The sequence below is a fragment of the Acidovorax sp. sif1233 genome (assembly GCF_019218755.1).
Lineage (GTDB): Bacteria > Pseudomonadota > Gammaproteobacteria > Burkholderiales > Burkholderiaceae_C > Acidovorax.
On record NZ_JAHUWZ010000002.1, the window covers coordinates 687,538 to 713,719 of the forward strand.

Here is a 26,182-nt window from a genome sequence, read left to right on the forward strand (position 1 = left end):
GCAGTGTGGTCCCTTTCACCACCACTTAGGAGCACGACATGCGCACGGCAAGCAATGAGCTCATGCAGCTGGAAAGGAAATTCTGGCAATCGATGGTCGACGAGGACACGGACACCGCCCTCGCCATGCTCGATGAACCGGCACTGATGGTCAGCAGCCACGGCGCCATGCAGTTTGACCACGCCACCTACCGGCGGATGGCGGAACAGGGCCCGATGGTGATCAAGTCCTTCGAGCTGAGCAACATGAACGTGCTGTTCCCCGACGACAACACGGCCGTCCTGACCTACCACGCGCGGCAGGCCCTCACGCCCCGTGGAAAGTCGGAAGAAATCAATCAGGAAATGACGGATTCGTCCGTCTGGACGCGCAAGGACGGCGAGTGGCGCTGCGTGATGCACACGGAAACGCCCGTGGACGCCCGCCCGCAGCACTGACCTCCCCGCCCGGGCCCGCCGCGCAACCGGCCACGGCCGTGCGGCCTACTCAGGTTGCTGGGGTTGCTGGGATTGCGGCGGCTGCTGGACAGCGACCGCCGCCCGTGCCTGGGCATGCAGCTTGGCCAGGAACTCCCGGTCCAGCAGCAGCCACAACATCACCGGGGCCAGCGCGGTGAAGATGAACAGGTTGAAGTGGTAGAGGAACGCCACCACGTCGGCCACCCACCCGGGCAGCCCCGTCTGCACGAACACCTCGCGCCCGGCGCGGTTGAAGGCGTCGTTGCACCACTGCAGGGCGACGTTGACCGCCTGGATCGGCAGCATGGCCACCGAGCCGATGAGCAGTTTTCGCACCCAGCCGCGAGGAAACGAGGCAAGCAGCAATGCCCACAGGATCACGATGCCGTAGCCCAGCAGGCGGTAGTCCACCACGGGGGCGAGCTTGCCCGAGCGGAACTGGCCGTTTTGCACCGAGACCACCTTGAGCGTGGTGTTCAGCACCCCGGTGGTCTCCTTCTGGGTGTAGCTCAGCGCCCAGTGGAACACTGCGGAAGACGCCTCGCCCGCCATGAAGAACACGGGCTTGGAGAGTTGCGGCGACAGGTAGTACCACAACGGCATCAGGCACAGCAGGCTGCCAATGGCGACCAGCAGGAAACGTCCGACCGAACTAAGCTGCATTGGCGAGGGGGGGTTGAGGGGGTGAGGGGGGTTGTTGCCGGGCGATCCAGCGGATCCAGAGCATCCAGACCACCAGCACATCCAGCATGATGAGCGCCTGCCAGAGGTACAGGTGGGCAAACTCGAACACGGTCATGTTCCACTTGCCCAGGTAGTACAGGCTGATGATGCGCAGCAGGTTGACGGCCTGCACCGCCGCGATGCCGATGGCGATGCCGGCGAGCTTGTGTTTCCAGCTCGAAGGAAACGCGATCATGCCGGCGATGAGGATGATCGCCGCCTCCACCCCGTTGCAGCCCGCCTCGATGGACACCGCGAAGCCCGTGGCCTTGCTCATGAGGATGCGGCCGTGGTGCGCCACGTCGGCATCGAGCGGGGTCATGAGCGCCGCGCTGGCGGTGGCTAGCAGGCTGGTCCAGGGCTCGATGGCGACCCGTTGTACCTCGTCGAGCATGTCGATGCGAAAGAGAACCGCCAGCACCACGATGAAAATGAGAAAGAATCGGACCATACGTCGATGAGAAGAACCTGGTGAGGCGCACCAGCGCGCCAGGATTGCGGCAGGCGGCGAGGCCATGACAATGCGGGCCCGTTCACTCGGGCGCCGCAAAGAATATCAGAAGCCATCCCAAATCCACAAAGCCCGAATGGCATGGGCAGGGCGTTGGTCCCCGGCGCATGTCCCGGAGACGGCGCTTAAAGGTCCGGCGCCGCGTACACCAGCACCTTGAGGGCGCGTTCCGGGTCCACGTCCGCAAATGCCGCCGGGTTGTCCACCCTCTCCACGAACGACAGCCCGGGCGCCTGCGCCTGCATCTGCTCCCGCAGGAATCCCTCGCCCAGCTCCGGCGCGTTCAGGCACAGCAGCGCGTGTCCGCCGGGCGCCAGCAGGTCCGGCAGACGGCGCATGAGGCGGGCATAGTCCTTCGTGGCCACGAAGCTGCCCTTCTGGTAGCTCGGCGGGTCCACGATGACCAGGCCATACGGCCCGCTGCGGGTGATCTTGCCCCAGCTGCTGAAGATGTCGTGCGCCAGAAAGCTCGCGCCCGTGGCGATGCCGTTGAGCTGGTGGTTCTGCTGGCCCACCGCGATGGCGCCATGGCTCATGTCCACGTTGACCACCTGCCGCGCGCCCGCCTGCAGCGCCACGACCGAGAACGCACAGGTGTAGGCAAAGAGGTTGAGCACCTTCAGGCCGTAGCGGTCCGCGCTGCGCGCGGCGGCAAAGTCGCGCACCCAGCGGCGGCCGCCGGCCATGTCCAGGAACAGGCCGTGGTTCTGCCCACGCAGCACGTGCACGCGAAAACGTGCACCGGCCTCGGGGACCGCATGCGGGTCGGGCACGGCGCCCGCCATCAGGCGGGTATCGCTGCGGCCCTCGGCGCGCAGCGCCTCGCCCCGGTGCTGGAACACCCAGTTCAGCGGCTGGCCATCCGGCGCGATCAGCGACCACCGCGCCTGCAGCGCGGCGCCAATGGCGTCGAGCGCTTCCTCGGTGGCCGGGGCAAAGCTGGTGAGTACAAAAACGGGCGGGTACACATCGAGCACCCATTGCTCGCAGCCCGGGTGCAGCCCGCCCCGGCCGTGGAAGATGCGCTGGGCATCGGTGGGCAGGGGCATCGCGGCGATGGCGTCGAGCAGGGCTTGCATGGAGAAAAAAGGCTTCAATGAACGGAAATCAGGAGAAAACGGCCGCATGCGCTGGTGCACTCATGCCGCACAGCTATTATTTCAATAGCAACCATGGATTATCGCCTGTGGCCCGGCGCGGGCGGGCTGCGGCCGGGTGGCTTGTGCACCCGCCGTGCCGGCCTGTCAGGCTTCTCCTGCGCTGTCGGCCCCGGGCGGGGTCTGCCGCGCCAGCCACTGCTTGCGCGAAGTGCGCAGCTTGAAGCGCTGGCGGTAGGCCCCCGGCGTCACCCCGCACACGCGGGCGAACACCTTGCGAAAGCTGCCCGTGTCGCTGTAGCCGCATTGTTGCGCCACATCTTCCACGGTCAGGTAGGTGGTCTGCAGCAACGCCTGCGCCTGGGCGATGCGCAGGCGGTGCAGGTAGTCCTGGGGGCTTTCGCCATGCACCTGGGCAAACCAGCGCAGCAAGGTGCGCGGACTGGTGGCAGCGGCGCGGGCCGTGGCCTGCAGGCTGTAGGGTTCGTTGCGGTGGGCCTGCAGCCAGCGCCGCGCCAGCTCCAGGGCGCCCGCGGCCAGCGGATGGCCGGTGGGGGTTTCCATGGCGGCGGTGGCCGTCAGCTGCCGCTCCCGGTCGAACAGCAGCGCGTGCATTGCCGCCTGCGCCAGTTCGGCGGCGGGCGTGTGGCCGAGCAGGTCCAGCACGGCTGGGAGGGTGTCCTGCAGGGATGCCGTGGTCCACAGGGCGCCATCGCGTTGCCAGGCCTGCTCCCGCTGCCACACCACGTCGGCAGGAGGCGCTCCATCGGCGGCAGCCGGCCCGCTCTCGCTGGACTGCAGCACGATGGACGGCGCGAACACCCACGGCAGCGCCGCCTTGCGCCCCGCCAGCAACCCGCAGTGGGCCAGCAGGCTGGAGCCGTTGAACAGCGCCAGGGCCCTGCCGCCCCCGCGCAGGTGGCTGTGCAGCATGGCGCCGAAGTGCTGGCTGTAGCGGCTGCTGACCTCGCGCAACTGGGGCCCCGTGGGCACCAGCCAGCCGGGGATGACGACCACGTGCAGAGGGCCTTGCGAGCCATCGCCCCCTGCTGGCACGGGGGGCGGGGTGGCATCGCCCTCATGCGGCATCGGCAGCCAGAACCAGCGCAGCGCGGGCTGCGCGCCACCGGGCCGCATGGCGGCCAGCATGTTCATGGCACGCAGGGCGTCCACCACCGCGGTGGCCGTGCTGGCAATGCTGTCGCGCCCCCAGAGGATGCCCACATTCACGCAGGACGAAAGGACGGTGGTGCGGACGGGCATGGTGGCGATATTGCCACCATTCGTGGCCAAACCACCACCCCGTTGAGGTGTTACCGGGCAGTAGCATGGTTGCGCGACCACAGCACCCCGCCGGCGATGCGAACCGCCCGCGGGTCCAACACCCAGGAGACCTGAACCCATGCGACAGACCCCAGCCACCGCCGGCCAGACGACGGCATTGACCACCCTCGCCGCTGCCTGCGCCGCCCTTCTTCTGGCGGGTTGCGCCATCCAGCCCGGCGCGGCGGGCAGCGACCGCGGCGTGACCATCGAGCGCACCACCTACGGCATTCCGCACATCACCGCGCAGGACCCCGAATCGCTGGCCTACGGCGTGGCCTATGCCTATGCGCAGGACAACGTCTGCATGACGGCCGACCAGCTCGTGACCGCGCGCGGCCAGCGCAGCAGCACCTTCGGCGGCCAGGCCATCGGCCTGCTGGGGCGCCGCTACATTCCCAACGAACAGATCGACCTGTTCATGGCCGCCCACATGGACGACGCCGCGCTGGAGCGCCACTGGGCGGCCACGAGCCCGCAGGTGCAGGCCATGGCGCGCGGCTACGTGGCGGGCTACAACCGCTACCTGGCCGACAACGCCGCCGCGCTGCCCGATGCCTGCCGCGGCAAGCCCTGGGTGCAGCCCATGACGCTGGCGCAGTACCGCCGCATGGCCGAAGTGGTGGCCGTGCAGGCCGGCATCGCCGCGCTGGCCGACGGCATGCTGGGCGCCCAGCCACCCGCCGCCAAGGCCGCGCAGGCCCCCGCCCCTGGCGTGGAGCTGGCCGACGCCGCCCAGGCCCTGCGCGACGTGGGCCTGCTCGACTCGCCCCTGGGCTCCAACGCCTGGGCTTTTGGCAAGGACGTGACGGCCAACGGCAGCGGCATGCTGCTGGGCAATCCGCACTTTCCGTGGAGCGGCCCCAACCGCTTCTATGAAATGCACCTCACCATCCCCGGCCAGATGGACGTGATGGGCGTGGGCATCGGCACCTACCCCATGGTCTCCATCGGCTTCAACAAAGATGTCGCCTGGTCGCACACGGTGTCCACCGGCAAGCGTTTCACCTTCTACGAAGTGACGCTGGCCGAGGGCGATCCCACGACCTACCTGGTGGACGGCAAGCCGGAGAAGATGACGGCCCACAAGGTCAGCGCCCAGGTTCCCGGCCCGGACGGCAAGCTCCAGGCGCGCGAGCACACCGTGTGGTCCACCCGCTGGGGCCCGCTGGTGGTGGTGCCCCGCGCCGGCCTGACCTGGAACGCCAGGACCGCCTACGCGCTGCGCGACGCCAACACCGGCAACACCCGCATGATGGACGCGGCCCTGGCCTTTGCGCGCGCCCGCTCGGTGCAGGACCTGCACAAGGCGCACGCCAACCTGGGCCTGCCCTGGGTGAACACCCTGGCGGCCGACCGCAGCGGACAGGCCATGTACGCCGACGTGAGCGTGGTGCCGGACATGGACGCCGCGCAGCTCGCGCGCTGCGCCCCCAGCCAGCCCGCCGCCGCGCTGCGGGCCGCCGCAGGCCTGGTGGTGCTGAACGGATCGCGCGCCGACTGCGACTGGCACCGCGACAGCGCATCGCCCGTCCCGGGCCTGATCCCCATCGGCCGCATGCCCGTGGCCTTCCGCACGGACTGGGTGCACAACAGCAACGACAGCTTTGTCTACACCCACCCGGGGCAGAAGTTCGACGGCATCTCGCCCATGGTGGGCGACGCCAGCCTCACGCGGCCCCGCACGCGCGCCGGCCTCGCGGAAATCCCCGAGATGCTCGGCCGTGGCAAGGTCACGCTGCAGGCCATCCAGGACCAGCTGTTCCAGAACCGCAACTTCATGGCCCAGGTGGTGGTGCCCGACCTGCTGGCCGCCTGCGACAAGGCGCCCTCGGCAGAGTCGCGCGGCGGCTGCGCCGCCCTGAAGGGCTGGGACCGCCGCAACAACCTGGACGCGCGCGGCGCCCATGTGTTCCGCGAGTTCTGGCGCACCGCGCGCAACATCCCCGGCGTGCACCGCGTGCCGTTCGATCCGGCACAACCCGTGGCCACGCCCGCCGGCCTGAAGATGGACGACGCCGCCACCGCCACCAAGGTGTGGGAAGCCCTGGACGGCGCCGTGAAGACCGTCCGCGCGAGCGGCTTTGCGCTGGACGCCACCCTGGGCAGCGTGCAGCGCCCGGACATCACCGAAGAGCCCATCGCGCTGCATGGCGGCGAGGAGTTCGAAGGCGTGCTCAACAACCTGGGCCGCCAGGAACCCGCGCCGCTCAATGCGCGTGGCCTGCGCATCGACTACGGCACCAGCTACGTGCAGACGGTGACCTTCGACGCCAAAGGCCCGGTGGCCCAGGCCATCCTGACCTACGGCCAGTCCACCAACCCGGCATCGCCACACGCCAACGACCAGATGCGCCTGTTCTCTGCCAAGCAGTGGCACACCCTGCCCTTCCACCGCGAGGACGTGGTGAAGGCGCGCATCGGCGAGCCGCTGCGGCTGGTGAGGCACTGAGCCTGTTCGAGGTTTTCTAGAGGTCGCGCAAGCGCCTGGCCGCAATGGGATGCCAGGCGCGGCGCGCCGCCCCGATAGCCCGCACCGAGCCCGCCGACAGCCCGGCTACGGGCAAGCGCCGCAACGCCGCAGGCCGCCCGGCAAGGCGCTTGCCCGAAGGCTGGAATGTCATCGGGCGATTGCACGCCAATGCGATCCCCGAAAAGATCTTGAATGGGTTCCGAGGGCCGCCGGGCTCCGAAAATGCCATTACAGTCATTGCCGGAGCCCACTGCCGGGCCTGCGCACTCTTGATTGAAAGGAATTGCATGCTGTCCATCCTCGGAACCATCATCGTCGGCTTCATCGTCGGGCTGATCGCGCGCGCCGTGAAACCCGGCGACGACAAGCTGGGCTTGATCATGACCACCGTGCTGGGCGTTGCCGGGTCGCTGGCGGCAAGCTATGTGGGCAGCGCCATGGGCTGGTACGCACCCGGCGCGCCCGCCGGATGGATCGCATCGGTGGCCGGTGCCATCGTGCTGCTGGTGATCTACGGGCTGCTCAAGAAGAAGGCCTAGCTGTGATGTCTCAATAGGTTGTTCATCCGTCTCGGATTTGGGAAGCTGTGGTTACCAGGCCAAGCAACTCAAGTCAGGAGAGACGGATGAACAGTCATAAGCATGCCCGCTTGACGGCTGCGGGTCGAGCCCTGCTGGTCAGCAGGGTATTGGACGAAGGCTGGTGCGTGACAGCGGCCGCCCAGGCCATGGGCGTGAGCTGCCGCACCGGGTTCAAGTGGGTGGCCCGCTTCAGGGCCGAAGGCACCGCAGGGCTGTGTGATCGAAGCTCGCGACCGCATCACGGCCCCACAGCTTGCCGCCCCGAACAGGTGAGCCAGTTCGAACTGCACCGCCGACAACGCCTGCCGTTGTGGCGCATCGCCCGCGAGTGCGGCCGCAGCCTGTCCACCGTGGCCCGGCACATGGCCCGCCTGGGCTTGAGCCGCTTGAGCGCCTTGCAACCGCCCGTGCCCGTGTGCCGCTATGAGCGGGCCAGCCCTGGCGAGTTGCTGCACATCGACACCAAGCGCCTGGGACGCATCCAGGGCGTGGGCCACCGAATCACGGGCCAGCGCCAGCACCGCAACCGAGGCATCGGCTGGGACGCCGTGCATCTGGCCATCGACGATCACTCCCGGGTCTCCTTCGCCCGGGTGTTGGGCGATGAGACGGCCCCGAGCTGCGTGCAGTTCCTGCGCCAGGCCGTGGACTACTACGCCAGCCTGGGCGTGCGCATCGAGCGCGTCATGACCGACAACGGCGCGGGCTACAAGAACACCTTCGGGGCAGCCTGCCAGGAACTGGGCATCCGGCACATCCGAACACGGCCCTACACGCCCAAGACCAACGGCAAGGCCGAGCGCTTCGTGCAGACCAGTTTGCGCGAATGGGCCTATGCCAGACCCTACGAGAGTTCAGCCCAGCGCCAAGCTGCATTGCAGCCATTCATTGACGGCTACAACTGGTGTCGACCACACTCCGCTCTCAACCATCAGCCGCCCATGAGCCGCATTCCGGCCATGAACAACCTCCTGAAAATCAACACCTAGCCACCGCGCCCGCTGGCCCGCCGGTTTGAAGAAAATCGGCCTCCAGCGCCCATGGGTAAAGCGCAAGCAGCTATCTAAACAATAGCAAATTGCTGCTGCAGCGCCACATGCTGCAGCAGCATGATCGTCTTTCCGTCCTGGATGGCGCCCCCGGCGATGCCCGCCAGGGCCTCGGCCAGCGGCATCTCGATGACCTCGATGTCCTCGCCCTCGTTCACCAGGCCGCCTCCGGCCCGCACGCGGTCCTGCGGCTCGTACTCGGCAATGAAGAAGTGCAGCTTCTCGGTGACCGAACCCGGGCTCATGTACGCCTCGAACACCTTGCGCGGCTGGCGCACGCGGTAGCCGGTTTCCTCCTGCGCCTCGCGGCGGATGCAGGTCTCGGGGTCGTCCCCGTCAAGCAGCCCGGCGCAGGCCTCGACCAGCAATCCGTCCGCGCACCCATTGAGGAAGGCCGGCAGCCGGAACTGGCGCGTGAGCACCACCGTGCCCCTGCGCGGGTCGAACAGCAGCAGCGCCGCGCCGTTGCCCCGGTCGTAGGCCTCGCGGCTCAGCGTCTGCCACTGGCCGTCGCGCCGGCGCAGCGAAAAACTGACCTTGCGCAGCACGTACCAGTTGTCGGACAGCAGTTGCACGTCCAGCAGCTTCACGTGCTCCGCGCGGGCATTGAGCTCGGCGATGGGCACGGCGGGCACCGGGCGGCTCATGCGGCATGCCCCCGGGCGCCAGCCTGGCGCCGGGGCAGCTCATCGACGTGGTGGAACACGGGCAGCCCGCGTGCCCGGGCCCGCGCCACGTCCATGTCCGCGCCACGCGACGCGCCGGGCAGGCGCAGCACGGCATCGCAGCGCGCCAGCAGCCGCTCTGCCACGGGGTACTGGTAGGCATGGAAGACGGCATCGCCCGGCTCGCGCCCGCCCGCCGCATGGATGATGGGCAATGCCAGCCACTCGCCCAGCAGGGGCAGATGGCCGCGCTCGTAGATCGGCAGCGCGGCCGCCTCCAGGCGGGCCCGGTTGGCGGCGATGCGGTCCGCGTCGCCGTCGGTGCCAGAGAGGTACGGGCCGGCGATCAGCACCAGCAGCGGAAAGTCAGTGTCGGAAGGGGCGGGCATGGTGTTGCAATATTCAATACGTGCAATATCATGCACAAACATGCAAATTCGCGCAACCCACCCATGCTGACCACACAACGCAAGCGACTCCTGCTCGACCGCCTTCGGCGGGACGGACAGATCGTGGCCAAGGCTTTCAGCGAAGAGCTGGGCATTTCGGAAGACACCGTGCGGCGCGACCTGCGCGAACTGGCCGCCGAGGGCCTGCTGCAGCGCGTGCATGGCGGCGCCCTGCCCGCCTCGGCCGCCGTGGGCAGCCTGCGGGCCCGTGAGCAGCTGGCCCCTGAAGACAAACGCGCCCTGGGCCGTGCCGGGGCGGCCCTGGTGCGGCCTGGCCAGGTGGTGATCCTCGACGGTGGCACCACCTCGCTGCAGGTGGTGTTGCACCTGCCGCTGGCGCTGCGCGCCACCGTGGTCACGCACAGCCCCGCCGTGGCCGTGGCATTGGCCGGACACCTGCAGATCGAGGTACTGGTGCTGGGCGGCCGGCTGTTCCGCCATTCGATGGTGAACGTGGGCGCCAGCGTGGTCGAGGCCGCCGCGCAGCTGCGCGCGGACCTGTACCTGATGGGCGTGACCGGCGTGCATGCCGAAGCGGGCCTGACCACGGGCGATTTCGAGGAGGCCGCCGTGAAACGCGCCCTGCACCAGCGCGCGGCCGAAACCGTGGTGCTGGCATCCGCCGACAAGCTGGGCGCGGCATCGCCCTTCACGATTGCGCCCCTCGGCGAACTGGCGGCCCTGGTGGTGCCCGCGTCCACGCCCGCGGCACTGCGCAAGAAGCTGCAGGCGGGTGGCGTCACGGTGACCACCGCAGCCGCCGCCTGATCTGATCAGCCCAAGGGCCCCGCGCCCAGGCGCAGGTGCGCCACCAGCGCCTGGGCAAAACCCGACAGCACCGCCCCCTTGCGCACACAGATCTGCAGGTCGCGCTGCGCCCAGGGCTCGTCCATCTCCACCACCACCGGCGGCTCGCTCAGCCCCGCCACCTGCAAGGCCGCGCCGCGCGGCACCAGCCCGATGCCCACGCCCGCCCCGACCATGCGGCACACCGCCTCGAAGCTGCGCACCTGGATGCGCACGTCCAGGTGCCGGCCCAGCTCGGCGGCGGCATTCATCGTGAAGGTGTGGATGGCCGAGCCCGCGTGCAGCATGACAAACGCGTGGTCGAGCACCTCGGCGAACCCCACCTTCGCCCGCCCGGCCAGCACATGGCCCGCCGGCACGATGAGCACCAGGCGGTCCTGCCGGTACGGGGCCAGCTCCACCCCCGCGCCCGAGCCGCTGTCGGCCAGCACGCCCACCTCGATCTCGCCGCTGGCCACCGCCACCACGATGTCCGCGCTGGTGCGTTCCTCCAGGCTCACGCTCAGCTGCGGATGCCGCTTCAGGAAACCCGCCAGGTCGTCGGGCAGGAAGGTGTGCGTGGCATGCGTGTTGGCCCACAGGCTCACGTGGCCGCGGATGCCGGTGGCAAACGGCGAGAGGTTGGCATGCATCTGCTCGATGCTGGCCAGCACCTGGCGGGCATTGCGCAGCAGCGCCTCGCCCGCACGGGTGAGCACGAGGCCCCGGGTCTGGCGCTCGAAGAGCGCGGTGTTCAGCGCCTCCTCCAGGCGCCGCAGCCGGTGGCTGGCCGACGACGGCGCCAGACAGGCGCGCGCGGCGCCGCGCGTGAGGTTGCGCTCTTCGGCAATGGCGACAAAAAGGCGCAGATCGATCAGGTCATAGGTCAATGGAGGCCCCTTGGCATTCGTCCACAACGAACGGACGGTTGCGGCAATAACAATTGTGCCCGCCGCGCCCGGCAGGCACCATCGGGCGCATCGATCTTTCTGGGCCCGCCTTTGAGCCTGCATGGCGTTCGCATTTTTTACATGCCCTGACCACTTGCAGCGCGCCCTTTCCCCCCGCGCCCACACCCTCTGCCCGCATCCCATGCCCTGGAAACACTGGTCCGCCGAACGCCTCGGCCTCATCCTCGCCATCCTGGCCGCGCTGGGCTTCTCCTTCAAAGCCATCTTCGTGAAGCTGGCCTATGCCGTGCCCCAGGCCGTGCCGGTGGATTCCGTCACCCTGCTGTGCCTGCGCATGGCGTTTTCCGTGCCCGTGTTCGCCTGGGTGGGCTGGCGTGCCAGCCGCAACCTGGCCCCGCTCACCCGGCGCGACTGGCTGCTGGTGATCGCGCTGGGCCTGCTGGGCTACTACGGCGCGAGCATCCTCGACTTCATCGGCCTGCAGTACATCACCGCCAGCCTGGAGCGGCTGATCCTGTTCACCTACCCCACGCTCACCATCCTGATCGGCGTGCTGTTCACGGGCAAGCGGGCATCCCGGCGCGAGATGGGGGCGCTGCTGCTGTCCTACGCGGGCATCGGCCTGGCCTTCGCGCACGACTTGCACATTGCGGGCGACACGCACGCCGTGCTCATCGGCGCGGGCTTCGTGTTCGGCTCGGCCGTGTCGTACGCGTTCTACCAGGCAGGCAGCGAGCCCGCCATCCGGCGCCTGGGCGCGGCACGCTTCACGGCGCTGGCGATGCTGGTCTCCACGGTCGCCACGCTGGCGCACTTCATCGTGTCCCAGCCCGCGGGCTCCCTGGTGCAGCCGGCCCCGGTCTACCTGCACGCGCTGGGCATGGCCATTTTCTCGACCGTGCTGCCGGTATTCATGACCTCGGCGGCCATCCGCCGCATCGGCGCAGCCCAAACCGCGCTGGTGGGCACGCTGGGCCCCATCCTCACGATCTTCTTCGGTTGCTGGCTGCTGGACGAGCCGCTGTCCTGGCCGCAGATGGCGGGGGCCGCGCTGGTGCTGGCGGGGGTTCTGCTCATCAGCAAACGCGGCGCGCCGGCGGTGCGCCAAGCGAAAGAGGGATCGACTTCGCCCGCATCCGTTGAATCCACCGTCAGACCGACCTGACCCCTCGCGGCGGTCGGCTCCTAGGGGCGGCGCGCACTTCCTTCCAGTCAGCGCCTAGGCCGCAAAGGTGCCTGTGCCTGTGGTCGCGCTCGCGGGCTTACTTCAACCCCAGCCGCGTCAGCTTCTTGATCAACCCCACCCGCGAAATCCCCAACCGCCGCGCCGCCTCAGACTGGTTGCCCGACACCGCCACCATGGTGTCGCGCACCATGCGCACTTCCAGCTCCATCAGCGCGGCGTCCAGGGGGCCGGTGCTGCCGGGCGGGGCCGGCGGATGGGTTTTGAGGTTCGCTGCGGTGTCGCTCACGTCGGGCATATCGCCGCTGGCCAGTTGCAGCAGCTCGGCATCCACCTCGCGCTGGTCGGGCATCAGCAGTGCCCCGGCGGACTCCACCACGGCTTTGAGCTCGCGCACATTGCCCGGCCACTCGCGCGCCATCAGCCACGCCAAGGCGCTGGCTGACAGGCTGGCACGGTGCGCCACGCGGTGCAAAAAGCGGGTGGCCAGCAGCGGGATGTCGGCGGGCCGCTCGGCCAGCGACGGGGTGCGCAGCACCACGCCTTTGAGGCGGTAGAACAGGTCTTCGCGGAACGTACCGTCGCGCACCATCGCTTCCAGATCGCGGTGGGTGGCCGCCACCACGCGGGTGTCGGCGCGCTTGGGCACACGGCCACCCACAGGCACAAAAGTGCCCTCTTGCAAAAAGCGCAGCAGCTTGACCTGCATGGGCGGCGGCATCTCGCCCACCTCGTCCAGAAACAGCGTTCCGCCGTGCGCGGCCTCCACCAGGCCGGGCTGGTCGCGGTAGGCGCCGGTGAAGCTGCCTTTCATGTGCCCGAAGAGCTCGCTCTCCAGCAACTCTGCCGACAAGGCACCGCAGTGGATGGCGACAAAGGCCTCGCTGCGGCGGGCGCTGCAGGCGTGCAAGGCGCGGGCCACCAGTTCTTTGCCGGTGCCCGTGGGGCCCAGCACCAGCACGCTGACGTGGGTGGGCGCCACGCGGCGCACCAGGGCGCGCAGTTGCACCGTGGCGGCCGCCTGCCCCACCATGCCCAGGTCATCCAGCGACTGCCCTGCGCGCAGGGCGGCCAGTTCGGCATCGAGCCGCGCCTTGCGCAGGCCGCGCGCCACCACAAACCGCAGCATGTCGGGGTCGATGGGCTTGGTCAGAAAGTCCCAGGCACCCAGCTCGGTGGCGCGCAGGGCCAGCGCGTGGTCGCCGTGGCCTGTCAACACCACCACCGGCACGCGTGCAAAACCCGGTATCAGTTCTAGGCCGATCTCCGGGTCCATGTGGGGGGGCATGGCCAGGTCCAGCAGCACCAGCTCGGGCTGCTGTTTGGCAAACGCGGCCAGGGCCTGGTCGCCATCGCCCGCCAGCGTCACGGTGTGGCCCAGGTTGCGCAAAAAGGCTCCGCCCAGCCGCTGAAAGGCTGCCTCGTCATCGACCAGCAGCACATGGCCGTTTTGCGGCCCGCCCACCGGCGTGGCGTCTTGCTCTGCATCCGGCGGGGTGTCGGCTGCGTTGTATGTGGTGTTGGCGGTCATGGCAGGCGTTGCGTCGTCGTCAAAGGAAAGCGCAGCGTGAAACACGTGCTCCAAGGTGGCCGCTCAGTCAGCGCCACCGACCCACCATGCGCGGCCATGATGCGGGCCACGATGGCCAGGCCCAGCCCGGTGCCGCCGGGGCTGCGCGATGCGAAGGGCTCGAACAGGCGGCTGCGGATTTCGTCCGGCACGCCGGGGCCCGCGTCGCAGATGTGCAGTAGCACGGCGGTGTCGGTGGTTTCTGCGTCGATGTGTACGGGGCTGTGCGTGGCTGCCGCTATGGCATCTGCAGCCCCATCGGGATCGGCAGCATCGGAGGCCATCGCGATGCGCGCGTTCTCCAGCAAATTGGTCAGCGCCTGGTCCACCCGCCGGGGATCGGCCTGCAGCACCAGCGGCTGGGCCAGGCCGGCACCCAGGCTCACCTCAGGCAATCGCAGGGCTGCGTTGCGCACATGGGCGGCCAGGTCCAGCTCGCGGGGCACCAGCTTCCAGGGCTTGGCAAAGTCCAGCAGGTCGTGCGTCAGGTTGGCAATACGCGCCACCTGGTCGGCCACCTCGCGCCGCGTGTCGCTGGGCGCAGCGGCCACGGCCATCGAGATGATGTTGAGCGGGTTGCGAATGTCGTGCGCCACCGTGGCGGCCAGCGCGCCCAGCTCGGCCAGCCGCGCCTGCAACTGGCGCTCGCGTTCGCGGGCAGCAAACTGCTGGGCCTGCTCTACGCGCACCGCCGCCTCGGCCACCACCGTGCCAAACAGTTCGGCCACATGGCGCGGGCCGGGCGGTGCGGCGTCCCAGCCCTGCAGCGTGGTTTGCCAGCCTTGCTCGCCCGGGTTGCACACCAGCTGCGGGGTGCTGCCGGGTGGAGTTGATGGCGCTGACGACGTTGAGGGTATTGTTGATGCGGACGGAGCGCCAATCTGCACCTCCACCTGCGTGCCAATGCGTGCACTCAGCAACGTTGCGGCCTGCTGCGCCAGGGCCTGGGGTGTCTCGGCCGACAGCAGCGCGCTGCGCCAGGCGCCCAGGTCGGCAATCGATACCTCGCCCCCCGGGTAGACCAGCCGCTCGGCCACGCGGCGCACCGGGCCGTTGAGCGCCAGCACACTGGCCGCCACCGCCAGGCCACCCAGCCAGCGCGACTCAAACGGCAGCAGCGGCGTGAGCGCCAGCACCACCGCCCCCAGCGCCAACAGCAGCGCCCATACCAGGGCGCGGCGTGCCCAGGCGTTGGCCACAAACACGCCATAACGCAAGATGCCGTAGACCAGAATCAACGAATACAGCGGCAGGCCCAGCAGCGGAAATGGGTAGATCGGCAAATCCAGCACCGCAATGCCGTACCCCGCCAGGCACAGCAGGCCCCACAGGCACGACGCGGTAACGGCGGCAATCTGCCGAAACTTCTGCCCATCACCCGACCGACGCGCGCGCAGCAAGGCCAGCAGCAGCACCGCCACACCGCCAATGCCCAAAATGACCCAGGCCATGCTGGCAATGGTGCCCACCGGGTCGGCCACCGCAATAAAGCCAATGTCGCGGTGCTCAATCAAGTGCCCCGGCACCAGGATGATGGAAACCACCGACGCAGTCGCGCCCAGCGCATAGGCCGCCGCAACGCCCCAGCGCCCCAGGTCCACCCGGCAAAACACGGTGCAGAAATGAAAGAACAGCGCAGAGGTAAATGGCGCCGTAGCCAGCAAGCGCATCGCCACCGGTTCGGTCTCAGGCCCCAGCCAGTTGGGCAGCTCGTTGCCCACCATCCACAGCGAAATGCCGATCAAAAAAGCCGCCAGCAACCGCGCCCCCGCCACACGGTCGGCCCAGGCCAGCAGCAGGGCTGCCAGCACCAGCGTTTCAAGCACCGAAAACCCGAGGACGGCGTGGATCAGCATGTGCAGACGGTGGTGGTGATCATGGCGGGACCTGTTCCTGGGGTTAACGGTGGGGGCTGCGCGCACTGTAAACCAAGTATGCAGGTCAGCAAGCAAATTTCAATGAAATCAAGTACTTGCAGCGGCCGTTGAGGCTGGCCCGGGTTTCGCAATAGAGAGTGCAACCGCCACTCTTACAAAGCCCGCCATGTTTGCCCTTTTCGCCCCAGCGCCCCGCCACTGCACCGCCAACCCAGCGCAGCCCAGCCCGGTACTCGACCTGCCCGCCCTGGCCGGCGCCGCAGCCTGGGCGCGCCTGCCCGCCGCCGTGCAACGCCGCTTTGGCACCGCCCACGCCGACGTGAGCTACCACGGCCACATGGACCTGCGCTGCTCGCAGATCGGCCACGTCTACGCCGCGCTGACCCGGCCCTGGGGCGGCCCGCTGACCCACATCAACACCACAGCGCTGCCCGCCACCGTGAACGTCAGCCACAACGGGCGCGGCGGTGTGGTGTGGGAGCGGCGCTTTCACACCGGCGCCGAAACCGAAAACGGCACTGACCACGGCGCAGACCGCACCGTGCGATCCACCAAGGAGCTGGGCACCGACGGCACCCTGCTGGAACGCACCGAAGGCGGCCTGGCCATGTCGCTGGACGTGCTGGAAGAAGACGGCGCACTCGTGTTCCGCAGCCGCCGCTTCTGGTGGGTGATGGCGGGCCTGCGCATCCCCGTGCCGACCTTGCTGACGCCCGGCACCTGCCGCGTTGCCCACACCGACCTGGGCGCAGGCCAGTTCCGCTTCACGCTGAGCATGGTGCACCCGCTGTGGGGCGAAACCTTCCACCAGTCCGGCGTGTTCACCGATCCCTTCATCGATCCCGTAGTCGGTGACTCCACCGACCCCGCTGTCACCGATTCTTCTACCCACTGAGGCCTTCACACCATGACCGCCATGAACACCATCTTTCTGCTGCTTTCCATTCAGGCCGCCCTGGGCGCGTTTGACAACCTCTGGCACCACGAGCTCGAAGCCCGGCTGCCGCAGCGCACCTCGGCGCGGTACGAACTCTCGCTCCACGCCGCGCGCGAAGCCATCTACGGCGTCGTCTTTGTCGGCCTGGCCTGGTTTGAATGGCGCGGCGCCTTTGCCGCCGTGCTCGCTGCCCTGCTGCTGATCGAGCTGGGCATCACCCTGGCCGACTTTCTGGAAGAAGACCGCACCCGGCGCCTGCCGCCGTTCGAGCGTGTGCTTCACACCGTGCTGACCATCAGCTACGGCCTCTTCCTGGGCCTGATCGGCCCCGTGCTGTGGGCCTGGGCGCAGCAACCCACCGCCATGGTGCTGGCCCCGCACGGCTGGGTGTCGTGGCTGTTTACGGCCTATGCCGTGGGCGTGTGGGCCTGGAGCGTGCGCAACACGCTGGCCGCCATCAAGCTCTACCGCACGGCCCCGCCAACACAGCCCAGCGCCACCCTGCATGCCCGTGGCCTGCAACCCCAGCCAGCCACCCTGGTCACCGGCGCCACCGGATTCGTGGGCAGCGCATTGGTGGCCGACCTGGTGCGCGACGGCCAGCGGGTGATCGTGTTGACCCGCGACGCCCTGCAGGCCCGCGCCAGCTTCGGCCCCGGCGTGTGGGTGGTGGACACGCTGGACGCGATCCCGTCTGAAACGACCATCGACGCCGTGGTCAACCTGGCAGGCGCCCGCGTGCTGGGCATGCCGTGGACCCAGTCGCGCAGACGCCAACTGCTGGCCAGCCGTGTGGACACCACCGTGGCCGTCGTCAGCCTGATGCGGCGCCTGCACAAGGCCCCGCGCGTGCTGGTCAGCGCATCGGCTGTCGGCTTCTACGGCGCATCACCCAACGCCTCAATGGAGCCGCTAGACGAAACCGCCCCACCCCGCCCGGGTAAGTTCCAGTCCGACCTGTGCGCTGCCATCGAACACGAAGCGCGCCGCGCAGAAGCCCTGGGCGTGCGGGTGGTGCGCATGCGGTTTGGTGTGGTGCTGGGGCATGGGGGTGGCGCCTACCCGATGCAGGCGCTGGCCGCACGCTTGGGCTTGGGGGCCGTGCTGGGCCATGGGCGCCAGCCTGCTCCGTGGATTCATTTGGCCGACGCAGTGGGCTTGGTGCGGTTTGCGATGGCGCACAAAACCCTGCAAGGCCCCGTCAATGCCGTGGCGCCTGAGGCGGTGTCGCAGGCCACGTTTGCGCAGGCTTTGGCCGCATCGTTTGGTCGGCGCGCTTGGCTGCAAATCCCGGGGCTGCCGCTGCGTGCCATGCTGGGAGAAATGTCCACGCTGCTGTTGGACGGGCAGAACGCGGCGCCTGGTGCCGCGATGGCGCATGGCTACCTGTTTGTGCACCCGTTGCTGAACGATGCGCTGGCGGATCTGGCAGAAACTTACAAGGCGCGTCGCAGGTTTGGCTTGCAAAGATTACTAAAAAAATGCATCTAGCGCTTATCCCTAAATCTTTTCTAGCTATCAATACGATAGCAAATGTCGACTAAACGAATGTACCGAGTCCTAGTCGGGAATGGGCCTCGTTGCTGCAGCATCATTTTTTCTGTGCATCGCATCTCATTCCAGGCACAACGCGCTGCATGCCCGCCAGCGTTGCCTTGGCGTTGTTCTTCAACAATTTGATAAGCGTTTGTTGAGGATGGGCCGTTACGATACGTACAGTTACGCGTCGCTCAATGGTTGTGTCCATTCCAGCTGCGCTCCATACCCTACCTTCTGACCCGCACTGCCCGTGAAAACCCGAGGCAGATGCGGTCGGTGCCCTAAAGGTGCCGTCACAACCGCAAAAGCTCCATATGAACGGACGATGGTTAAGTAAGCCCGACACGGAAACCTGCTTGGTGTTCATTCATGGAATTTTGTCGGACTCGCGAAAATGTTGGACACATGCGAACGGGACGCATTGGCCAACATTAGCTGCTGAAGACGCAGAGTTGCGAAACATTGGCGTTTACGAGTTCACGTACAAGACTCGCGTTTTTTCAGGTGATTACGGAATAAGCGATGCAGTTGACTCACTGAAAGAAAATTTCCGGTTGGATGGACTTTTTGAATTCAATAATGTGATATTTGTGTGTCATAGCATGGGGGGAATTATTGCGCGCAAATTTCTCATTGATGCAGAGGCGGAAATTGAAAATTCTCACTTAGGATTATTTATGTTGGGATCGCCTTCATTGGGATCCAAAAAAGCCAGCATAATAAATTTAGCATCAAAATTAATAGGAAACAAGCAAGCGCAAGGACTGGTTTATATTGATGCAAACCCTTGGCTAAGGGATCTTCATAAAGGATTTAACAGTTTTCGTGAGCGTCGAAGGAAAAAAATTGTTGGGAAAGAGCTTATTGAGGATACAGCGACTGGATTTTTCGGGAAAATCGTTGAAGAACATTCCGCCGGACTCTATTTTGGCGACTCATATAAGGTCCCTGACACCGACCACTCAACCCTGACCAAACTAGATTCGCTGACCGCTATTCAACATCGTATTCTTAAGCGATTCGCACTAGAAAAATTCGAGCGGCGCTTTACCGGTATAACTCTTCAAGGCTGCTTGGAACAGCCTGCTCTCCCAGACCCGCTTTTTGAAATTTATGATGCTCGGCATGAGGCCTACTACGTTCAGCGGGATGTTGACTCGACATTGGTGAATCAAATAAAGACCCGAAGCGTTTGGCTTCACGGCCCTTCAGGATGCGGAAAAACCTCTGTTGCCAGACGATACCTACGTTTCTCCCACCAGCATTCCGTTGAAATATCTCTTTCAATTCCCAGCGACACCGGTGGCGTACTCCGAGAAATTGCTGAAAGTTTAGCAATTAAGACTGGACGCGGCGCTCCTAAATCGGCTACCAGCCGAGAAATTATCGAGATGCTCGTTGCTCTGAATCAGCAATTAACAATAATTCTTTTTTTAGATGAAGTTCCCGTAAATGCGTCTTCGGGCGCTCATGTGGTTGATGTTGTCGCTGGACTTCACGACTCCATCCGGCGGCAAGGACATGATCAAATTCGCTTCATTGCATGTTCGTTGGCAGAGCCGTCATCTCCTAACAATCAACGCCTCTTCGAACAGTTTACCCTTGTCGAGAACAAGCTCTGGTCGCACGAAGACTTGGCGGCGTTAATAATATTAATCACGCTGGACAAGGAAGGTATAGCGCTAAGCGACGAACAAGTGAAGGAGTTGATCCTTGCTGCCAACGGATCGCCCCGTTTTGTAAAAACGTTTTTTAGAGAGCTAAAAAATTTTCCCAAGAGTGAAAATCCCTTCACTGAAGGTCTTAGCCGCGCTCGAATGATACTGAGATAAATATAATGACAAAAAAACTCCGAGCTTACACGATAATTCCTCCGGAACTTTATGTACCGCGAGAGGCAGATCGCCAAGTTAGCGCCATTCTTGAGGACCTGGGCCGGCCCGGCTACGTACTTGTCGCGCGGCAAATGGGGAAAACAAACCTCATACTGCACGCAAGAAAAACCCTCTCCAAAAAGGGGGATCTCTTCGCCTACCTCGATGCTTCAAACCGCATCCCAGACGCGCGTAGTTTTTTTCGAAACATAATCGACGTGTGCTGTGAAAACCCAATATTTGATGGATCACGCGTTGCACAGGAAATTCGTGAGCATCGACGTGACAGCGATCTCCTGCCTCACAAAGAGCACGAGTACGAATTGGCAATCATCTGCAAGAGTATTGAAGGTCGGCTAATAATATGCCTTGATGAAATCGATGCACTAGTTGGAGTCGATTATTCTGATCAAATTTTCTCCTTCATTCGTAGTACCTATTTTTCTGGCAGATCCAACTACGAAGCCTTTTACAGGCTGGGGTACCTTCTGTCGGGAGTTGCCGAGCCAAGCGATATTATAAAAAACAAAGACGTATCTCCGTTCAATATCGGAGCAAAAATTTATCTAGAAGATTTTAGCCGTCAAGAACTGGGCGAATTCATAGAAAAAGCCAAGTTGAAGCTGCCCTCAATTGTGATTGAGCGCCTCTACGAGTGGACCAATGGGCATCCGCGCATGACTTGGGATGTTGCCTCCGCACTGGAGGATGGAATTATTAGCGGAATCATTCCAGATCGCCATTATGTAGATTCAATAATCCAAAAATTGTACTTTGGTGATTTGGATTTTCCACCTGTTGACCAAGTAAAAAAACTTGTCGTTGAGAGCAAGGAAATTCGCGATGCACTAATGTCTATTCACTATGACCGCGGCTCGTCAGTAAACGAGGCAATTCGTGCGCGCCTCTATCTTGCTGGAATTAGTCGAATGGACCACAAACAGAATATGGTGGAATTCAAGAACAAAATATTTGAGGAAGCACTGTCCGAAAAATATATATTGAATGTGTCGCCAGATGAGACGAAGCAGACTATTGAGACTGCACTTCACCTCTTCTCTACTGCGGAATACCAACGCGCGCTCTTTACCCTTGAATCTATAGGGGAGAATAGCAAGAATGCAGAAGTTATTTGGCTGACGCAATACTGGACAGCAAGGTCGCAGTATTCACTAGGCCAGTATGAGGAAGCAATTGCGAGTTTAACTGATGCCTCGCCAAGATCCGATAAAGAAACCCTGCAAAAACAATCGCTTATTGGCAAAGCCAATTTACAATCCGGGAATTATCTACATGCACTGGAAATACTGAAATATTGCGCAGAAGCAACCATCGAATGGATGCCCGGATTTGAGCATAAACTGGAGTCAATCGTAGATTATTCGCGGGCAGCCTTGGAAAGCGGCCGCGCCGATTACAAATTGGTGGAGGAATATTGCAAGGCAGTCGTTGCACAGGAGGGGGTCTTGCTTAACGGCAAATGCATTTATCGATCCGCCACCAACGTTCTGGTAGATGCTTATATCTGCCTTGCAAAAGCAGCACGCGAGAACGGAAACACGGACCATGGCCGGAAATTTCTGGAGTCGGCAGATAGATATGCCGTAGGCGCGACAAAAATTCGAATATCCCTTCTTCAGTTTGATCTGAACCGGAATCCCATTCATAAGCGGATTTTACTTGAAGGATGCGTGCAGGCACTGCGAGACGTAAAGCGATTCTCATCTTTCTCTTCTGAAGACTCAAACACTATCGAAGTTCCCCAGTTGGTTCAATTGCTGGTGGCGTTGGACAAGCTGGACTTGGGATCACACTTCAGAACTGTCGTTTCCCATTTAATTAAATGCACAAGCGAGAATGAGTTTGAAGATGTTTGTGTACAAGTGTGCGGTTTAGCAATTCAAGGCGGCAATCGTTATATTTCTGTGCGTTTTCTTGAGGGAATTATTTCAGATCCCGGGAGTGAAGGTCTTGACTCTCTAAATGACACTATTGGACTATTGTTAAGCATCGAACGAAGTAAAGTTTTGACCTATGGACCCCGATTTGTAGGGCTTTTTGAAAATGGTCGATCCCAAGTTGGGCATCACAATCTTCATGCACTTATCGAAGTTTTTATTGAAGCGCTTAAGGCGAGAGATATTGAACTAGTTGAGCGATCAAAAGATATTATTTCGAAAAAAATCGCCGACGAAGATGCACTTACCGGTATAGACTCCGCATCGCTCGCACTTATTCGCGATATTGTTGTTGTTTTACAGAGCTTGCAGCTGCAGGATTCTACCGCGACGCCTCGTGCTAGGGCACTTATTACTAGACTTAATCGCGCCCACTCACCTACGCTTCCGTTCTTTCCGGCGGACTACTTCTCGGCCCTAGGAGCTCAGATACATAGCCTTTTGATTAATTCTGGCGTACCGATGGGACGAAAAGAAGGGAGAAAAATTGGGCGAAACCAACTGGTATTGGTTCGTTATAAGACTGGCTTGAAGAAAGGAAAGCACAAAAAATTCGCAGGTGATATAGAGATGGGCTTGTGCGACATTGTTGAGATTCTCTGACCGAAAATTGCCGTCAAAAACGACATGAGAGCCTGATGCCTAGTAAGCTTGGCTGACCACCTTCCCTCCTACGGCAAATTCTCCCGAAATATCACCTGACTCCGCGTCGTCTCCACCCCACTCGTCGGCTCCCGCCCATCCCGCAAGTTGGCAAAAATCCGCACGCAGTTCATCACCGCGCCCTGCGGGTTCTGCGTGATCACCGCATCCATCGTCCCGTCAATCAGCAGCGCCCGCGTATCCGGCGTGAGGCCATGGCCGATGAACACGATCTTGCAGTCCGCCCCCGCCTCTTTCAGCGCCCGGCCAATGCCTTCGGCCCCGCCGCCGATGTTGTAGATGCCTGCCAAGTCGTCATGCTGCTCCAGCAGCGCGCGGGCCTGGCGGTAGTTGCGTTCGGCGTCGTCCTGGCCTTCGCGCACGCCCACCACCTGCACCAGGGGGAACTGCTCTTCAAACAGGTGCAAAAAACCCGCCTCGCGCTCCTCGTGGGCGCGGTAGCGCAGTGATCCAACAATCATCGCCACATGCGCCTTGCGGCTGTGGGCCAGGGGGCCCATGAAGCGGGCGATGAGGTAGGCGGCGGTGCGGCCTGCGGCGCGGTTGTCCAGGCCCACGTAGGCCACGCGGCGCGAGTTGGATAAATCCGAGATCAGCGTGACGGTGGGCACGCCCTGCTCTGCCAGCTGGGCCACAGCCTCGCGCACCACGGGGTGCTCCAGCGCCATGAAGGCGATGCCGTCGCAGCGCTTGCCGTAGTGCAGCAGCGCTTTGGCCAAGGCGTCGGGGTTAAAGCTTTCGATATACGCCGCCTGGCAGCGCACGTTGAACGGTGCCCAGTGGTCTTGGGCGTAGCCGATCACGTCGCCCAGCATTTGCAGAAAGCGGTTGCTGCCCTCGGGGATCAGCACCATCAGGCGCAGGGGTTGGGGCTGCAGCGCCGCGTGCAGCTCGGCCTGCGGCAGGTAGCCCAGGGTGGCTGCGGCCTGCAGCACACGCTGCGCGGTGGCGTTGCGCACGCCCGAGCGCTGGTTCAGCACCCTATCGACCGTGGCGGTGGAGACGCCGGACAGTTGGGCGATGTCGGGGATGCGCGGGCTGCGGGGACTGCTGGGGTTGGACGGGGTTTGGGCCATGTGCGATTCAATCAAAAACCATCATCCAGATTGCTGGTATCTGATGGATTCTGCGGATAGTATCGCTGGGCGTTCGGTGCTGAAAGGCATCAGAAACCATCAGTAAAAACCCTAGGTTGCGACGGTTGGCACCCTGCCAGACCGATCACGCAGGAGACAAAGACATGCCTGGTATTTCCGCTCACGCTCGCCTGCGCCCACAGGGCAAGCCGCCAGTTTTTGGCCGCCGCGCCAGCACTCGCTGATTGACGCGCACCGCTGCCCTACCCATGACGTACGAGTTCGACTTTGCCAGCGTGCTGGCCAACTGGCCCCAGTTTCTGGAAGGGGCGTGGATCACCATCCTGCTGTCCTTCCCGGCCACGGTGATCGGTTTTGTGGGCGGCACGCTGCTGGCCATTGGCCGGCGCAGCGACCGGCGCTGGCTGGTGCGGGCCTGCGGTGCGTATGTGGAGGTGCTGCGCAACACGCCGCTGCTGGTGCAGGTGTTTCTGGTGTTCTTTGGCCTGGCCAGCCTGGGCTTCAAGGTGTCGGCGTTTGCAGCGGCGCTGCTGACGCTGGTGATCAACGTGGCGGCCTACACCTGCGAAATCATGCGGGCGGGCATGGATTCGATCCACAAGGGCCAGATCGAGGCGGCCGAGTGCCTGGGCCTCACGCGCCGGCAGGTGTACTGGCACGTGGTGCTGCGCCCGGCGATGGAGAAGGTGTACCCCGCGCTCACCAGCCAGTTCGTGCTGCTGATGCTGGCGTCGTCCATCACCTCGCAGATCTCGGTGGAAGAACTCACGGCCGTGGCGGCACGGGTGCAGTCCGAGACCTTCCGCCCGTTCGAGGCTTACATCCTGGTGGCGGTGGCGTACCTGGCGCTGTCACTGCTGATGCGGCTGGGGCTGTGGGTGTTCGGGCAGATCGTGTTCACGCGCCAACGCAAATTGGGGAGCGCTAAATGATTGACGGTGGATTGAATTCGTACCACCTGCAGTACCTGCTGTGGGGCGCGCTGTGGACCGTCGGCCTGTCGCTGATTGCGTTTGTGGGCGGCGGCGTGGCCGGGGGCGTGATTGCGCTGTGCCGTGTCAGCCCGATCAAGGCGGTGCGCTGGGCGACCATTGCGTGGATTCAGATCATCCAGGGCACTCCGCTGCTGGTGGTGCTGTTCCTGTGCTATTTCGGCCTGTCCATTGCGGGCTTGGAGCTGCCCGCCATCGTGGCGGCCAGCATTGCGATGATTGTTTACGTCAGCGCGTACCTGGGCGAGATCTGGCGCGGGTGCATCGAGTCGGTGCCGCGCACGCAGTGGGAGGCGGCCGAGTGCCTGGCCCTGTCGCGCACCCAGCGCATGCGGCTGGTGGTGCTGCCGCAGGCAGTGCGCATTGCCACGCCGCCCACGGTGGGCTTCATGGTGCAGATCGTGAAGAACACTTCGCTGGCGTCCATCGTGGGGTTCATCGAGCTGGTGCGTGCCGGGCAGCTCATCAACAACTCGATCTTTCAGCCCTTCACCGTGTACCTGTTGATCGCCATCGTCTACTTTGCGATGTGCTACCCGCTGTCGGTCTGGAGCCGCAAGCTGGAGCAGCGCCAGCAGTTTAGAAACCGTGGCCCAGCCACTGTGCCTGTGACCACCGCATGAAACGAGACGACACCATGAATCTGGCCCAAGACGCTGCCATGCAAGCTTCTGCGCAAGCGGATCTGTCTGCACAACCACCGCTTCAACAACAGCCACAACCTCAGTCACAGTCACAAAAGCCCGTGGTGGAACTGAAAGACGTCCACAAAAGCTTTGGCAGCAACCAGGTGCTCAAGGGCGTGTCGTTTGCCATTCCCCGGGGCCAGGTGGTGGCCATCATCGGCAAGAGCGGCTCGGGCAAGAGCACGGCGCTGCGCTGCATCGACCGGCTGGAGATCATCGACAGCGGCACCATCAACGTCTGCGGCCACGCGGTGCACGACCCGGTCATCGACCTGCGCCAGTTGCGCCAGGACGTGGGCATCGTTTTCCAGAGCTACAACCTGTTTCCGCACCTGACGGTGGAGCAGAACATCACCCTGGCCCCCAAGGCCGTGAAGAACATGCCCACGGCCAAGGCGCGCGAGATTGCCGCCCGCACGCTGCAGCAGGTGGGCCTGGCGGACAAGGCGCAGGCCTACCCCGAGCAACTGTCCGGCGGGCAGCAGCAGCGCGTGGCCATTGCCCGGTCGCTGGCGATGGAGCCGCAGGTGATGCTGTTCGACGAAGTGACCTCTGCCCTCGACCCGCAACTCACCGGCGAGGTGCTGCGCGTGATCGAAGCCCTGGCCCAGGGCGGCATGACCATGGTGCTGGTCACCCACGAGATGGAGTTTGCCGCCCGCGTGGCCGACACCATCATCTACATGCATGAGGGCAAGGTCTGGGAGACGGGCCCGGGCGCGATGCTCAAGAACCCGCAGACCGCCGAGCTGCGCGACTTTCTTTCTCACGGGCTTTGAG

Annotated in this window: 24 protein-coding genes; 13 read left to right on the plus strand and 11 right to left on the minus strand. The window is 64.2% G+C overall.

Features of this window, described 5'->3' with window-relative positions:
- Positions 1-38: 38 nt before the first annotated feature.
- Positions 39-437: a nuclear transport factor 2 family protein gene (locus tag KW843_RS10570; protein WP_218295074.1), complete on the plus strand. Its 399-nt coding sequence runs from the start codon at positions 39-41 to the stop codon at positions 435-437.
- 45 nt (positions 438-482) lie between these two features.
- Here the strand turns inward: KW843_RS10570 and KW843_RS10575 are convergent, their stop codons facing one another.
- From KW843_RS10575 to KW843_RS10590, 4 genes are all read right to left on the minus strand, one after another.
- Positions 483-1,121 (minus strand): exosortase H-associated membrane protein, encoded by a 639-nt coding sequence (locus KW843_RS10575; RefSeq protein WP_218295075.1) that lies wholly within the window; start codon positions 1,119-1,121, stop codon positions 483-485.
- Positions 1,111-1,632: an exosortase H gene (gene xrtH, locus KW843_RS10580; RefSeq protein WP_218295076.1), complete on the minus strand. Its 522-nt coding sequence runs from the start codon at positions 1,630-1,632 to the stop codon at positions 1,111-1,113. The genes KW843_RS10575 and xrtH overlap by 11 nt, the downstream gene beginning before the upstream one ends.
- 185 nt (positions 1,633-1,817) lie before the next feature.
- Positions 1,818-2,771: a class I SAM-dependent methyltransferase gene (locus KW843_RS10585; protein ID WP_218295077.1), complete on the minus strand. Its 954-nt coding sequence runs from the start codon at positions 2,769-2,771 to the stop codon at positions 1,818-1,820.
- A gap of 165 nt (positions 2,772-2,936) precedes the next feature.
- Positions 2,937-4,052 carry a helix-turn-helix domain-containing protein gene (locus tag KW843_RS10590; protein WP_255594657.1) on the minus strand — a complete coding sequence of 372 codons (1,116 nt, stop codon included), beginning with the start codon at positions 4,050-4,052 and terminating at the stop codon, positions 2,937-2,939.
- Between the two features lie 139 nt (positions 4,053-4,191).
- Between KW843_RS10590 and KW843_RS10595 the strand changes: the two genes are divergently transcribed.
- The 3 genes from KW843_RS10595 (at position 4,192) to KW843_RS10605 (ending at position 8,155) form a co-directional block, all read left to right on the plus strand.
- Positions 4,192-6,564 (plus strand): penicillin acylase family protein, encoded by a 2,373-nt coding sequence (locus tag KW843_RS10595; RefSeq protein WP_218295079.1) that lies wholly within the window; start codon positions 4,192-4,194, stop codon positions 6,562-6,564.
- 308 nt (positions 6,565-6,872) lie between these two features.
- On the plus strand, positions 6,873-7,124 hold the full coding sequence (locus KW843_RS10600; RefSeq protein WP_218295080.1) for a GlsB/YeaQ/YmgE family stress response membrane protein: 252 nt from the start codon (positions 6,873-6,875) through the stop codon (positions 7,122-7,124).
- An 86-nt stretch (positions 7,125-7,210) separates the two neighbouring features.
- Complete coding sequence (locus KW843_RS10605; RefSeq protein WP_218295081.1) at positions 7,211-8,155, plus strand: IS481 family transposase; 945 nt, start codon at positions 7,211-7,213, stop codon at positions 8,153-8,155.
- A 74-nt stretch (positions 8,156-8,229) separates the two neighbouring features.
- On the opposite strand, the gene KW843_RS10610 is transcribed toward KW843_RS10605, so the two are convergent.
- Complete coding sequence (locus KW843_RS10610; RefSeq protein WP_218295082.1) at positions 8,230-8,862, minus strand: NUDIX domain-containing protein; 633 nt, start codon at positions 8,860-8,862, stop codon at positions 8,230-8,232.
- The gene (locus KW843_RS10615; RefSeq protein WP_218295083.1) at positions 8,859-9,269 is read right to left on the minus strand and encodes a DUF4406 domain-containing protein; all 411 of its coding nucleotides are present in this window, start codon (positions 9,267-9,269) and stop codon (positions 8,859-8,861) included. Before KW843_RS10615 ends, KW843_RS10610 begins: the two co-directional genes overlap by 4 nt.
- 63 nt (positions 9,270-9,332) lie before the next feature.
- Between KW843_RS10615 and KW843_RS10620 the strand changes: the two genes are divergently transcribed.
- Entirely contained in the window at positions 9,333-10,097 is a 765-nt protein-coding gene (locus KW843_RS10620; RefSeq protein ID WP_218295084.1) for a DeoR/GlpR family DNA-binding transcription regulator, read from the plus strand.
- Positions 10,098-10,102: 5 nt separating this feature from the next.
- On the opposite strand, the gene KW843_RS10625 is transcribed toward KW843_RS10620, so the two are convergent.
- Complete coding sequence (locus KW843_RS10625; RefSeq protein ID WP_218295085.1) at positions 10,103-11,005, minus strand: LysR family transcriptional regulator; 903 nt, start codon at positions 11,003-11,005, stop codon at positions 10,103-10,105.
- Between the two features lie 202 nt (positions 11,006-11,207).
- Between KW843_RS10625 and KW843_RS10630 the strand changes: the two genes are divergently transcribed.
- Positions 11,208-12,191 carry a DMT family transporter gene (locus KW843_RS10630; protein ID WP_218295086.1) on the plus strand — a complete coding sequence of 328 codons (984 nt, stop codon included), beginning with the start codon at positions 11,208-11,210 and terminating at the stop codon, positions 12,189-12,191.
- A gap of 97 nt (positions 12,192-12,288) precedes the next feature.
- Here the strand turns inward: KW843_RS10630 and KW843_RS10635 are convergent, their stop codons facing one another.
- Positions 12,289-13,740 carry a sigma-54 dependent transcriptional regulator gene (locus KW843_RS10635; RefSeq protein WP_218295087.1) on the minus strand — a complete coding sequence of 484 codons (1,452 nt, stop codon included), beginning with the start codon at positions 13,738-13,740 and terminating at the stop codon, positions 12,289-12,291.
- The gene (locus KW843_RS10640; RefSeq protein ID WP_218295088.1) at positions 13,737-15,635 is read right to left on the minus strand and encodes a HAMP domain-containing sensor histidine kinase; all 1,899 of its coding nucleotides are present in this window, start codon (positions 15,633-15,635) and stop codon (positions 13,737-13,739) included. The genes KW843_RS10635 and KW843_RS10640 overlap by 4 nt, the downstream gene beginning before the upstream one ends.
- 187 nt (positions 15,636-15,822) lie before the next feature.
- On the opposite strand from KW843_RS10640, the gene KW843_RS10645 reads away from it, so the two are divergent.
- Together KW843_RS10645 and KW843_RS10650 are read left to right on the plus strand one after the other, a co-directional pair.
- A complete protein-coding gene (locus tag KW843_RS10645; protein WP_218295089.1) occupies positions 15,823-16,551 on the plus strand; it encodes a DUF4166 domain-containing protein in 729 nt (242 codons plus the stop codon).
- Positions 16,552-16,572: 21 nt separating this feature from the next.
- Positions 16,573-18,084: a TIGR01777 family oxidoreductase gene (locus KW843_RS10650; RefSeq protein WP_255594658.1), complete on the plus strand. Its 1,512-nt coding sequence runs from the start codon at positions 16,573-16,575 to the stop codon at positions 18,082-18,084.
- A gap of 100 nt (positions 18,085-18,184) precedes the next feature.
- Here KW843_RS10650 and KW843_RS10655 read toward each other — a convergent pair whose 3' ends face one another.
- Positions 18,185-18,340, minus strand: a complete 156-nt coding sequence (locus tag KW843_RS10655; RefSeq protein WP_218295091.1) for a hypothetical protein — start codon at positions 18,338-18,340, stop codon at positions 18,185-18,187.
- A gap of 106 nt (positions 18,341-18,446) precedes the next feature.
- Between KW843_RS10655 and KW843_RS10660 the strand changes: the two genes are divergently transcribed.
- Entirely contained in the window at positions 18,447-19,964 is a 1,518-nt protein-coding gene (locus tag KW843_RS10660; RefSeq protein WP_218295092.1) for an AAA family ATPase, read from the plus strand.
- Between the two features lie 5 nt (positions 19,965-19,969).
- Positions 19,970-22,567, plus strand: coding sequence for an AAA-like domain-containing protein (locus tag KW843_RS10665; RefSeq protein ID WP_218295093.1), 2,598 nt, complete (start codon positions 19,970-19,972; stop codon positions 22,565-22,567).
- Between the two features lie 68 nt (positions 22,568-22,635).
- Here the strand turns inward: KW843_RS10665 and KW843_RS10670 are convergent, their stop codons facing one another.
- The gene (locus KW843_RS10670; RefSeq protein WP_218295094.1) at positions 22,636-23,703 is read right to left on the minus strand and encodes a LacI family DNA-binding transcriptional regulator; all 1,068 of its coding nucleotides are present in this window, start codon (positions 23,701-23,703) and stop codon (positions 22,636-22,638) included.
- A gap of 269 nt (positions 23,704-23,972) precedes the next feature.
- On the opposite strand from KW843_RS10670, the gene KW843_RS10675 reads away from it, so the two are divergent.
- Genes KW843_RS10675 through KW843_RS10685 form a run of 3 tightly spaced genes read left to right on the plus strand, consistent with a single transcriptional unit; the run spans position 23,973 to position 26,181 of the window.
- Entirely contained in the window at positions 23,973-24,656 is a 684-nt protein-coding gene (locus KW843_RS10675; protein WP_218295095.1) for an amino acid ABC transporter permease, read from the plus strand.
- Positions 24,653-25,339, plus strand: coding sequence for an amino acid ABC transporter permease (locus KW843_RS10680; RefSeq protein ID WP_218295096.1), 687 nt, complete (start codon positions 24,653-24,655; stop codon positions 25,337-25,339). Before KW843_RS10675 ends, KW843_RS10680 begins: the two co-directional genes overlap by 4 nt.
- A 14-nt stretch (positions 25,340-25,353) precedes the next feature.
- Positions 25,354-26,181, plus strand: a complete 828-nt coding sequence (locus KW843_RS10685; protein WP_255594659.1) for an amino acid ABC transporter ATP-binding protein — start codon at positions 25,354-25,356, stop codon at positions 26,179-26,181.
- The last annotated feature ends 1 nt before the right edge of the window (position 26,182 follow it).